The sequence below is a fragment of the Okeania sp. SIO2B3 genome (assembly GCF_010672525.1).
Lineage (GTDB): Bacteria > Cyanobacteriota > Cyanobacteriia > Cyanobacteriales > Microcoleaceae > Okeania.
In genome coordinates this window covers 563,730-575,459 of sequence record NZ_JAAHGH010000005.1, presented here as the reverse complement: position 1 = coordinate 575,459, position 11,730 = coordinate 563,730, and the positions used below count along the sequence as shown (strand labels likewise).

Sequence of the window (11,730 nt, the reverse complement as noted above, 5' to 3'; positions counted from 1 at the left end):
ACCGAACCCGCGCCGCCGAAAGGCGCAAGGGAACGCGGAGCAAGAAACGGACGTGGAGGCAAGTGTAACCCACCCCCATCCCCTCCCGGGAGGGGAGCAAGAGGGGTGGGTGCAGCAGCCTGTGAGACGTCAACCCACCGAGGAGTTACGGCTCGGTAGGAAACCCCGTACCTTTAGGCCGGGGAGGATGTCAAAGTGTACAATTCAAAAGGTTTTATCAAGGCTTTTGAGATGGACTTTGATGACATACACAGGACTTACGCACGAGGTAGGAAAAACTAGGATTTGAGATTGCTTCCCTGTTGGTTGCAATGACAAAAATACGTTGTAATGTGTAATACCAATTTGATAAATGTTTGTTACAAATGGTAGGGACGCCCTTATGCAACGTCCGTACGAAAGAAGGAAGAGGGAAGAAGTAAGAAGGGATAAATATTGAAAAAAATGGGAAAACGATATAAATAGCTATCTAAAATGAACTGAAGTAGCCATTTTTAAGAATATCCTATCGATATCTACCTTTTTGTAGCATTCTTTTTTAAAATTGGTATAAGTCCTAAGTAATTGAAGTTAATACCCGAATCATAGTAGACATCTGGTGGAAATTACACATATAGATCATATTTTGTGTCTTTTTTCAGAAATTTTCTTTCCTGTTGCCAGATGAGTTGTTGCCTACTTCTGCAAAAAGTCTATTCTTTATTCACCAGATGTCTAGTGGTTAACCCTTCATCTAAACCAAAAAATTTGTCACTCTTTGTAAATAATTTTCCCGGTCTTCTAACATCGGAAAATGAGCTGTATTTGGCATAATAGTTAATTCTATTTTTTCATTTAATTCTGCTGCTTGTCTACCCATTTCTGCGGGAATAATTTGGTCATGTTCGCCAGCTACTAATAAAGTAGGTACTGTAAATTTTTTAAATTGTTCTGGCAACCATTCTGTGGCTTCTTTACTTACGGAAGTTAAAACTGTGCCATAAGCAGCATCAAAATCTGCTAATAAAAAATCTTCTAAAAATGTACGACTAATATTATCTGGCAGAGATTTATATAAAAATCTTGCCATAAATATGCGGCTCATAAATGGAATTTGTACTAGCCATTTGGGGCGAAACATAACTACATAACGACTAAATTTATGAAAGGTTGTAAATGTTTTTTCATCATATTCAAAAATACCGCTACAGGTTAAGATTGCTTTTTCTACTCTCTCTGGATACATATTCAAAAATAAGGCAGCAATAGAACCTCCCATAGAATGAGCATTAATATAAACTTTCTCTAAATTTAAAGCATCAAGTAAAATTGCTAAATCTTCTGCATAGCCTACTAATTCATATTTTTCTGTAGGATTTTTTGATGAATTGAAAAGAGTTTTTTTCTCAGTAGTAGAAAGTTGAGGTAAACATGAACGTCCAAATCCTCGTAAGTCATAAATTAAACAATCAAACTGATTAGAAAGTTCCTTAGCTGTACTTTCCCAATATCTACCAGAACCTCCCCATCCATGGAGAAATACCATTATTGGTTTTGATTTTTCTGTGGAATTTGATGTCTTTATCCATTCATAGTAATGTTCAACGCCATTAACATTAATATAAGAATTTTTTTCTGTTGTTTTCACCTTAAATTACTCCTAAAAAAGATACTTTATTCTTTGCCTTGATTAGGCGATCGTTAAATACTTTAAAGTTCGGGTATAGTTTTGTTGCTGTGAGGAAAGCTGCAACAGCATCTTCGAGATTACCTTTTTTTTCTAAGCAATCGCCTAAATTATACCAACACCAAGAAAAACTAGAATTAAGTTTAATAGCACTTTGATATGCAGCAATAGCTTGGTCATATTTAGATTTTTCCCTAAATAGATTACCTAGAGTATGCCAATAACACCAAGAGTTATAAAAATCTAATCCTATTGTCATATAAGAAGCGGTTAAAGCACTCTCAATTTCTCCTTGTTTAATTAAGTCTCTAGACATCTTTTCATAGTAATCTTTTTCATGTTTTTGACCGCGATTAATTGTCATTTTTTCATAAAGTTGCTGATTCTTTAATTTACTATTATGTCTGTATGGTTTATACGGTTTATGTTGATAATCCTCCAACAAATCAAAAGTATTTTTATTTATTTATTTCAGCAATTATTTGTATTTGTTCCGGGTTGAAAATCTGATAATAGGGACTTCTTTCTGTTCTAAAAAAACCTTTTGCATTTGGCAACCAGCCATCAAATGGAAGATTTATTTGCTCGCAAATCCAGGATAAATTAGTTGCTAAGTTTTCGTATCTGCCTATAAAATCAACTGCTACTTTACTACTAATTGTGTATATGTGAAAATTACTATAATTGGGATAATTTACATATTTTTTTTTTTTTCAACCAATTATCAAAGTTTTCCATAGAACGAGATTTGGTTTGAAAAAAATACATGGATATCGCTTGTTCAAAAGGATTTCTTTCAAAGCAAAATTTGTAGTAACTCTTCCAAACAGAATTTCCTATTTGATTCTTAACTTCCTCAGCAGGGATATGGTTATAGTACTTTTTTTCTTCACCTGACTCTATCATATTATAATTCTGTGGCTTTTTTCCCAGTAACTTCCTAATAGCTTCATCCTCAATAGATATAGGAGTTATTATGTCATTTTCACCACAGTATCTAGATAAAGAAATTTCTATTGATGTGCCTCCAGTTTTTTTTGTTTTAAGAAAAATAAATTTATATTTGTGAGATATAATCATAGGCCGAATTATATAAATATCTATTCATTAAATCATCCAATGTATTGGAAATCTTCAATAATAAAAAATCAAATAAATTATCACACAGAAATTCTCAATTCTTTCCTCCTACTTCTTACTCCCTCTTTTCTATTATTTATACTTAGAAAACTCTTGATACTTTTCCAAAATTTGACTAATAAATTCCTTAACTGTCGCTGGTGAGGCTGTTTCTAATTGGGCACTGTTTTGATGCAGCCACCAACCTTTCGTAGTTTGGGGCGATCGCCAGATTTCCAAATGTTCTACAGATGGATGGGCATAAAAACTTTCATCCACAGTCCCCAAAAGTCCCCAACTCCAATGGGTAAAATAGTCGTGACTCACTTTATATATGGGAAAGTTTCCCTCTACAGGCATTCCCCACCCATCAATAGCAATAAAGGCTTTGATTTGTCCACCCCGCAGTTGCCAACCCCAAGCTGCTCCCAATGCTCCTACTACTCCGGCACTAAAGGCAATAAATAATAGTGGCACATTTTTAGTTAATTGTTTTTTTCTCCATAAAAAGTTCAAAATGTCAATAGCAGAATAGGGAGAATAATCTTGGGTGGGACAAATTAACAACTCTCCAGATTGAGAGAGACTTTGCCAATGGACGAATAATCCCTCCAAGAATTGCTCGGTTAACTTTGGATCGTGCATTCCAGGGCAAATTACTATGGTCATAGTGAAGGAAGAAGGAAGAAAGTTAGAAGTCAAAAGTCAGAAGTCATAAGGAAGAAAGTTAGAAGTCAAAAGTCAGAAGTCATAAGGAAGAAAGAAGAAGGCTTTAGTTACTGGGAGAGAACTGAAGGAGAGAAAAATCTGGCCTTATACAGCGCTTCCCGTTGTTATGAGGTATACCCATCGCGGGCAAGATGCCCGCACTACAATATTTTCATCATTTACCCTGTACCTTAATTTGCCCGAAATATGCTGTATTTTTGGAACCTTGCTCCAATCCCCTACTTCCCCTCCCCTCCTGGGAGGGGTTAGGGGTGGGTTGGGAGGGGGAGGGGCGAGGGGTGGGTTAACTTCTGACTTCTGACTTCATTAAATGTCCCAAGCAAACCTTGAATATTTTATATAATCTCAAGATTGTAGTACTTATCCCCCCGGAGGGGAGTGTTAAACTAACACCAGAGTCTAATTACTCACTACTACTTTTGTACAGAAACCAATAGTTGTAGGGGCAGGTTCAAGAAAAATGTTTGTTTTTTTTCAATCATATTTCAATCAAACCTATTCTCAAAAAAAGAATTTTTATACTTGTTTTTTTGACAGAGTATAAACCAATAAATTGTTTCTGTTGTACATTCTTGTTTCAAGTTAATTAATAATTCTAAAATCAAGGGAAAAAACGTGGTTACTACTCCAGAAAAAATTCAACAATCAACAGTTACTCCATCGGATAAAAAAGACAGAGTAGCAGTATTATTAATGGGATATGGTGAAGTAGAAAGTTATGAAGATTTTGCTAATTATAACGAACAAGCTTTAAATTTACTTACTGCTAAATTTGCTCCTGTTCCTACCTGGATATACCCTCCCATTGCCAAATTATTAGCTATTTTTGACTTGCATGAATGGAGTCATCAACATGGCAATTTTATCTCTCCTCATAATGCTATTTTTGAAGGTCAAAGAGCAGGAATTGAAAAAAATCTCCAAACAAAATGGGGCGATCGTGTCAAAGTTTTCAAAGCTTTTAACTTCTGCGCTCCCCACTTACCAGAACAAGTATTAACACAAATTAAAGCTGAAGGATTTGATAAATTATTGATTTATCCTTTGTTAGTAGTTGACTCTATTTTTACCAGTGGAATTGCCGTCGAACAAGTTAATAAAGCTTTAGTAAAATTAGCAGATAATACTGAACATTGGATTAAAGGTCAACGTTATATTCCTTCTTTTTATAACGAACCAGATTATATTAATCTAATGGCAGAAATGGTAGAAGAAGAAATTGCTAATGACTTAGCAGTTGCTCATTTACCATCTCAAATTGGTATTGTTTTAACTAATCATGGTTGCCCTCACGAAGCTAAAGGTTTTACTTCTGGAATTGATGAAAGTCAGGCACTTTATGAGTTAGTGCGGGAACGTTTAATTAATCGTTTTCCTTTGATTTCTGTAGGTTGGTTAAACCACGATACTCCACTAATTGACTGGACTCAACCAGATGCTAAAACTGCTGCTAAAAACCTCATAGAATTAGGTGCAACAGCTATTATATTTATGCCTATTGGTTTTGCCACAGAAAATCACGAAACATTATTAGATGTTGAGCATATTATTGAAGCAATACGTCGCAAATATCCAGAAGTAACTTATCGTCAAATGCGTTGTGTCAACGATCGCCCAGAATTTTTGCAGATGGCTGCTGATTGGGCTAATCTTTATATTGAGGAGTTATTGAGTGAAAATGCTTTAGCTGTTAATCCTTCTTTAGCAGTGGCACAAGCGAAGAAAACTCATAGTCATAGTCATGGTGGGGAGCATGGACATTCCCACGGTCATCATCACCATCACGACCATGGCCACCATCATCATCATCATTAGGAAGAATTCAGGAGTGAGAATTTAACAGGAAAATTTTGTATGAGCTGAGATGAATAAATTGGTTTAATATCAATTACAAATTATCAGATTATTTGGTTTTCAATTAGTGGTAGGTTTGAACTTCTGACTTCTTCTTCAAATAATTAATTTTCTACTATTCAACTTTTTAAAGCCTCTCTTTTTTTAAGGGGGGTTTGTTTTTTCTGCAAAACTTTAATTTCCAGGACTTAAGCACAGACTCTACATACAGGGAGGGCGTTAGCGGAGCTTTGCGTTAGCAAATGCCATTCGCCCCTACAAATGGTGCGTGATTTGATATTTTGCGTAAGTCCTGTTTCAAAACTTTCATTTCAAAAACAGGGCGATCGCTATAGCAATGAGCGCTGGCATATTTACAAATTGCAGGAGGGGACAAATAGCTAATACCAAATTAAAAAAAGGTCTCTACAGTATTAATCTCAAGACTCCTACCAACAGAATAAAGCACTGTAACAGTATTTTTTGAAAATGCTATAAAAGTCTTATATGATGGGCAATTTATTCCCCCTGTTGCCTGTTGCCTCTCTTGGTGCGCATTCCCTTGCGACTGGCGTCGTCGCGGGGTCGCACCGCTGTTGCCTGTTGCCTGCGCACAGCGCTATACTTTGTTGAAAATTTCAACCTAAACATAGATAAAATTAGAGATATTCCACCTACTTTGGCACTCATCAATAAGTGAGTAGCGATCGCCAATAACATTATTAACCAACCTATGAGATGAATGTAGTACCAAATGTGATTCATTTCTCCACTTGGCAACCAATTTTCATCTTGAAGTTTTCCCGAACCTATGGATAAAATTGCTGCCAGTAAAATTGTGGTATTAACAATGCGATGTAGTCTATGCCACCAAATTTTTGTACCTACTTTATTTATTAATTTTGGCAAATCATCTGATTTAATTAAACGGTTTCTGCCAATTTTAATACTAACTATTAGAAACCCCACAAATACAAAAAACAAGACAAAGGCAAAAGTTCCATGAATATCAATTAAACTGCGGTTTTTTACAGTCAGACCAAGTTGACCAAATCTACCGTCCCAGCTATCATAAACTAAAAAACCTGTAATTAGGCAAGCAATTATCAGTAAAGCATTAATACCGTGAAATAAGCGGAGTAAAAATGGTTGATATTTTTGAGTTTTCATAATTGAAGAAAGTTGGATATTTTGTATTCTTTGAGAAATAAACTTGATTGTTTGAGTTGAAATTACCGTAAGCATTTCCTCCGGAATGCTGCGCAAACAGCTGTCAGCTATCAGCTATTCCTAGGTCATGCTACGCAAACAGCTTTATAGAATTAAAAGTATGAGTAATAGAATTACCTATTACTTAACCTTAGCAATAAGTACGAGACACATCTACATTTCCCTCCATATAGTTTAAAATGTAGTAGAAGTTAAACTAGTACTTGCTTGATTCATTTTTATTGCTGAGAGCTGACTGCTAATAGCTGAATGCTTATAAATTACTTTATATAATAAACAGTATTTTGAAATTTTTACTCTTTGAGAAAATCATCTAAATTCTGGCACTTTAATTGCAAGGATATACTTACCTACAGGTTTATTATTGTCAGATAACACTCTCCGTTGCAAGTTTCTTTGAGGTGGAGGGTAAAATTTAGTAACAAATTTTCTTCTATCTGGTTCAGAAAGGCAAAAGTTTCTATCGGAAAATTGCTAATAATATGATGATAAATAAACCAGTAAATCCAGTGATAATCTTCATCCAATTAGTCTTACCATTAAAAAGATCCACTGTAAGTTGTCCAACACACACTACCCATCCTATTAAAGCAAATATTTTGACTATAACAGAATTTGTTAATATAGAGATTATTATTCCAGGGATAACTACGAAACCTAAAGCAAATGCTGCCAAAGAAACTACAACAATAGGTGTAGTTGGAGAAGGAGACTTAAATTGATCAAATTGCTCGTTGATAGAATCTATCTCCTCTGTTGAACTATTCTCATTCTCCTCGATATTTAATTGAAATTGTAGTTGTTCTTCTGTAGAAGTAGAAGATTCTTCAAATAGGGAAAAAGACTTAATTTGTACCAATTGCCACTGGATAGAATCTACATCTATTGAACCATTTTTATCCACCTTAAAATTTAATTGAAATTGTTTTTCTGTAGAATTAGACGATGCTTCTGGCAAGACTTTTTGAGCTAATATTTTATTAATTAAACCCCAAAATAGAGTTTCTTCTTGTTTTGTCAATCCTTGAATTGTTGAATTATTCATTTTATTGTACCTGATAAAAAATTTATGTAGTAACTACAAAAAATTGCTGCTATTGCACAAGCAATTGAAGCAACAGCATATAATTCTTCATTTTTTATGTTGCCTATTTTGTTTTCGTCAAGTTTTATGAATCTACCGAAACCAAACAAAGAAGTAGAAAATATGAGCGTTAAAAGAAGAATACAAAATATTAAATTCCCTAAAGAATCATCTAAACTACCTTGAAAAAAGTAACCCCAATAGCAGAAGCAGAGATTGTAGTAGAAAAAATGAATAACTCGCCACCTGTTAGAATTTGATACCACTCCTTATCACTGCCCATTATCTTAATAAAAATAAAATTAATTACTATAGGCATTAAAGGTAAAACTATTTTAATAAATATCCACAGAAGGTTTGCACTCATAATCCTGATAATAGAGACAATGCTAAACAAATATAGGATTGGAAAAATATTAATTTCATTGTACCAATGGTTAACTATTTTAAGGCTTACCTACAACATTATACCATTGAGACAAATATTTGCTGTAAATGCCTCTTGCTTCCTGCCTCTAAACTCAGTTCCATCATATTTTTTCTCATCTCGAAATAATTAGATCGGTACTGATAACTAATCACTGATAATGCCTCTTGCTTCATGTCTCTAAACTCAGCTCCATAATATTTTTTCTCATCTTGAAATAATTAGCGATCGCCTGTGAATTATTGCTCACAAATAATTTTCATTTGTTTGATTAACGCTCTAGTATTAGATTGTAATTTAGTGCATAATTTTTGCCTATGAAAACATATAATGCTTAAGGTTTTCTAAAGTTTTTAGATAATCAAGTGTCTGAGGATTATAGCCAAGCTAAATAATCTTTATTGTAAGGTTTATTAGAACTGTTTAATGAAACAAAAATTCAGGCAACTTGCTTTAGGAATAACTTTAACAATTTTGTTGATAGGTTTAATTGCCTGTCAATCAAATTCGTCTGTTAAAAAAACTAGAGTTCGTGCTGCCCATAGTAATTGGGTTGAAGAAAATTTCCAAACCGAGATTGTAAATATTGGTCTGGAAAAACTTGGTTATCAGATTGAAAAACCGAAAGAAATTGACTATCCTGCTATTTATTTGTCTGTTACTAGGTGAAGATTCTCCAGAGGATATCCGTCGCCATGCCAAAGAGTGGGTTGAAAATAATCAAGAGTTGTTTGATAGTTGGTTAGAAGAAGCAAAAAAGGCAACAGATATTTGACTGAGACTCAAGTAGTTACTTTGCAAACTTTACTTTGAATTTTGAGCAAAAAATAAGGTCTCAAGTCTCCCCTTTTAAGGCAATGAAAAAAGCTAGCTTTAGTATTTAAAACTGATAACTGATAACTGATAACTGAATTAATCCCACTTAATTTTTTTTCCAGATTCCAGAGCATAGTAAAGTTCTAATCTATCCTGATTATTCAAAGTCATCTGAAAAGTAGAACCATCTTCTATCTTTGTAAAGAAGAGGATAAATTCACGATCTTTTTGAAATAACTTAACTTCGTAATCTTTAACTTTTCCCTGATCGAGCAACTCAGCATTTTGAGGTTCAGAAACTTTGACTATACTTCCAAATTTCTTACCAATTTTCATATCTGATAGTGATGTAAATTTATCTAGACCTCGACCTAAAAGTGAAGTTTTATATGTTTCGATTTTAGGCATTGGATACTTATTTTTAAGTTCTGGAGACGACCATTTATAGTAATCAAAAAATGAAAGTGGGATGTAAGAATCAGCCGCATATTTCAGGTCTGATGAAGTTGAACGAGCTTCCGAAGATACATATACAATCATTCCCATATTAACTAAGCTTTCAACAAGTGGTTTAAAATCCTTATCTCCAGATAGTAAAACTGCTTTTACCATGTTGTTGCGAATAGCGTGATTCATCATATCTACTGTGAGGAGAATATGAACTTCTTTTTGACCTTTTTTTGTTAAATTTCCTAACTTAACGTGATATTCTTCTAGAGAACGAATTTGATTAAAATAATCTTTTTGTTGAGATACGCGCTCTTCAAAATCTGTTTGGTCCTCATACTTACGTTGAATCCGGTCTATATAGTCATAATAGAAAACTTTTTGAGCATCAAAAAAAATTTTGATGGCATTAAAATCAATGTTATTATTGTCATTTATTACTTCATTTCCAAACCATTTAGAAGTGGAGTCTATATAACTTTCTCTTAGATAACTTCCATCAATAAATAAATAAGTTAATTTTGAAGATTGTAGATTGATAGGATTATTAGTATTTGACATTTGTGGCAATAAATCTATATTTTATACTTGAACTTTATATAGCAATTCCCAGACTGGTAAGGTAAAAATTTCGTAATTTTTAGGGAACAGGGAACAGGGAATAGGGAATAGGGAATAGAATAGAAATTAAAGATAGGTGTACCTCATTAGTTTGAGAAATGCTATATTAGATATATTGTAGCTATTTAACATCCCCTTTAACTAAATAATCTCTTACTTAAGATTAACTTAACAAAATACTAGAAGTATCAATCCTCAATCAAAATCTCTGATTAATTCTTCTAAAAAAGATTGACCAGCTTTTTCCAAATCAGAGTCAAGAGCAAATGTCAAACTACGCAATTTCACTTGACTTTCACCAACTAATTGATTGATGGAATTAGTTAATTTATGAGGATAAACCAAAATAGCTTCGTGACATTTTTTATAAGTTGCATAAGCAACCACTTGATGAATATCATCTGGCGATGGTCTGGCATCCAATTTATATTTAGTATCAAGAATATAAACAACCTTCTGAGTTTTTACTTCAGAAATAACTAAGTCAATTCGACAATAAATTTTATCGTCAATAATATCTACTTTTTCTTGCTCTTGAACTCTTAAATTTGAGGGTAGATGAACTTTTAACCATTCAGCTACAAATTTTTCATAGAGTTTAGCCATATCTATTAAAAAAGGTAACATTGAATAATTACCCTGTTGATGACTAGCTCCAATATTATCCAGAAAAAATCGACATAAAGCGTGTAAAGTTTGATAGTCTTCATTCAAACGATGATATTTTATGTCTACACAATCACTAGATTTAAAAGGTTGTAAACTTACCGAATTTTGCAAAATATGAAAAGCTTTTGCCACTTTTGGAGCAACATTTTCAGAACAGAAACCACTACGACCAATCATAAACAAAGTCCAAGCTAAAATTTGATTATCGGGAATATTAGCAGTATGTTCTTGATAATCACATTTCAACTTAACATTCCAGGGTTTTTGCATAACTTGCTGCATATTTAATCGCCCCCGAATATAAGTTAAATTTTCTGTTTTTGGCAGGTAAGCACGATAAAAACCTTTTCGACCCCGGTCTAATATTTTTTGAGCCAGAATATTAGCTAAACAATTGTAAAATTCCTGTAGAGAATTGCAGTTAACTAAACCACCTAAGAAACGAAAACTTTTGAAATTGTAGACATATTCCAACATTCCAAATAAGTTATGAAGCGGTACTTTTGGTTTAAGAATGATGTGAAAACCTGGAGTTATAGGAATATAACCAACCCATCCTTGAGATGTAAATTGCCATTTATTTTTAGTTTTGGGAGTAGGAAACTCTACTTTAATTTTTTTGCCTTTTTCGTCGTATTCTTGCCATAACTTAGTGGCAATATCATAATCAATTTTATCTGGTGGAAACTGGCGAGGTTTATATTCAATAAGTTCGATAATTTGGGTATATTTCATATTGAAAATTAGTTAAATTTATTAATATGGAGCAACAACTACTAAAGTTAAGTCTGTACACTACATATAGTGTCTTTGCCTAAGTCCTGAATTATTAATTATTAATTGCTGAAGATATCCGATGTTGAATTTTATCCCATCGAAAATCATCGACTTTTTCTGGTTGAGCAAAAAAATACTCCTCTAAATATGGTTCAATTTCCATTTGCCAAATATCTTGTATTTCTTCATCAATATTTTCTCGAAGAAAAAAGGAAACACCGACTTGATAGTGAGGGTCGTTTATTTCTTGGTTGACTTCTTCTAAAATTTCAATTAATTCTTCCATTGGAAAATATTCTTCTATTTCTTCTG

At 33.4% G+C, this 11,730-nt stretch carries 11 protein-coding genes and 1 pseudogene; 3 read left to right on the top strand and 9 right to left on the bottom strand.

The window, feature by feature from the left end:
- Positions 1–733: 733 nt before the first annotated feature.
- From F6K15_RS07925 to F6K15_RS07910, 4 genes are all read right to left on the bottom strand, one after another.
- Positions 734–1,627 (bottom strand): alpha/beta fold hydrolase, encoded by an 894-nt coding sequence (locus F6K15_RS07925; protein ID WP_293059384.1) that lies wholly within the window; start codon positions 1,625–1,627, stop codon positions 734–736.
- 1 nt (position 1,628) lies between these two features.
- On the bottom strand, positions 1,629–2,030 hold the full coding sequence (locus F6K15_RS07920) for a tetratricopeptide repeat protein (RefSeq protein WP_293059381.1): 402 nt from the start codon (positions 2,028–2,030) through the stop codon (positions 1,629–1,631).
- Positions 2,031–2,344: 314 nt separating this feature from the next.
- Positions 2,345–2,746, bottom strand: a complete 402-nt coding sequence (locus F6K15_RS07915; RefSeq protein WP_293059378.1) for a sulfotransferase family 2 domain-containing protein — start codon at positions 2,744–2,746, stop codon at positions 2,345–2,347.
- Positions 2,747–2,878: 132 nt separating this feature from the next.
- Entirely contained in the window at positions 2,879–3,454 is a 576-nt protein-coding gene (locus F6K15_RS07910; protein ID WP_293059375.1) for a hypothetical protein, read from the bottom strand.
- A 675-nt stretch (positions 3,455–4,129) separates the two neighbouring features.
- Here F6K15_RS07910 and F6K15_RS07905 point away from each other — a divergent pair.
- Positions 4,130–5,329, top strand: coding sequence for a ferrochelatase (locus F6K15_RS07905; RefSeq protein ID WP_293059373.1), 1,200 nt, complete (start codon positions 4,130–4,132; stop codon positions 5,327–5,329).
- A gap of 537 nt (positions 5,330–5,866) precedes the next feature.
- Here F6K15_RS07905 and F6K15_RS07900 read toward each other — a convergent pair.
- Positions 5,867–6,517 (bottom strand): cytochrome b/b6 domain-containing protein, encoded by a 651-nt coding sequence (locus tag F6K15_RS07900; protein WP_293059370.1) that lies wholly within the window; start codon positions 6,515–6,517, stop codon positions 5,867–5,869.
- A gap of 520 nt (positions 6,518–7,037) precedes the next feature.
- Positions 7,038–7,622 (bottom strand): hypothetical protein, encoded by a 585-nt coding sequence (locus F6K15_RS07895; protein ID WP_293059366.1) that lies wholly within the window; start codon positions 7,620–7,622, stop codon positions 7,038–7,040.
- Between the two features lie 892 nt (positions 7,623–8,514).
- On the opposite strand from F6K15_RS07895, the gene F6K15_RS07890 reads away from it, so the two are divergent.
- Both F6K15_RS07890 and F6K15_RS07885 read left to right on the top strand, forming a co-directional pair.
- Positions 8,515–8,757, top strand: a complete 243-nt coding sequence (locus F6K15_RS07890) for a hypothetical protein (RefSeq protein WP_293059363.1) — start codon at positions 8,515–8,517, stop codon at positions 8,755–8,757.
- Entirely contained in the window at positions 8,720–8,863 is a 144-nt protein-coding gene (locus F6K15_RS07885; protein WP_293059360.1) for a hypothetical protein, read from the top strand. Before F6K15_RS07890 ends, F6K15_RS07885 begins: the two co-directional genes overlap by 38 nt.
- 137 nt (positions 8,864–9,000) lie before the next feature.
- Here F6K15_RS07885 and F6K15_RS07880 read toward each other — a convergent pair whose 3' ends face one another.
- The 3 genes and pseudogenes from F6K15_RS07880 to F6K15_RS07870 all read right to left on the bottom strand — a co-directional run.
- A complete protein-coding gene (locus tag F6K15_RS07880) occupies positions 9,001–9,912 on the bottom strand; it encodes an NYN domain-containing protein (protein WP_293059357.1) in 912 nt (303 codons plus the stop codon).
- 255 nt (positions 9,913–10,167) lie between these two features.
- Positions 10,168–11,376 (bottom strand): McrC family protein, encoded by a 1,209-nt coding sequence (locus tag F6K15_RS07875; protein ID WP_293059354.1) that lies wholly within the window; start codon positions 11,374–11,376, stop codon positions 10,168–10,170.
- 94 nt (positions 11,377–11,470) lie between these two features.
- Positions 11,471–11,730, bottom strand: a pseudogene (locus tag F6K15_RS07870) (ATPase); the annotation flags it as partial.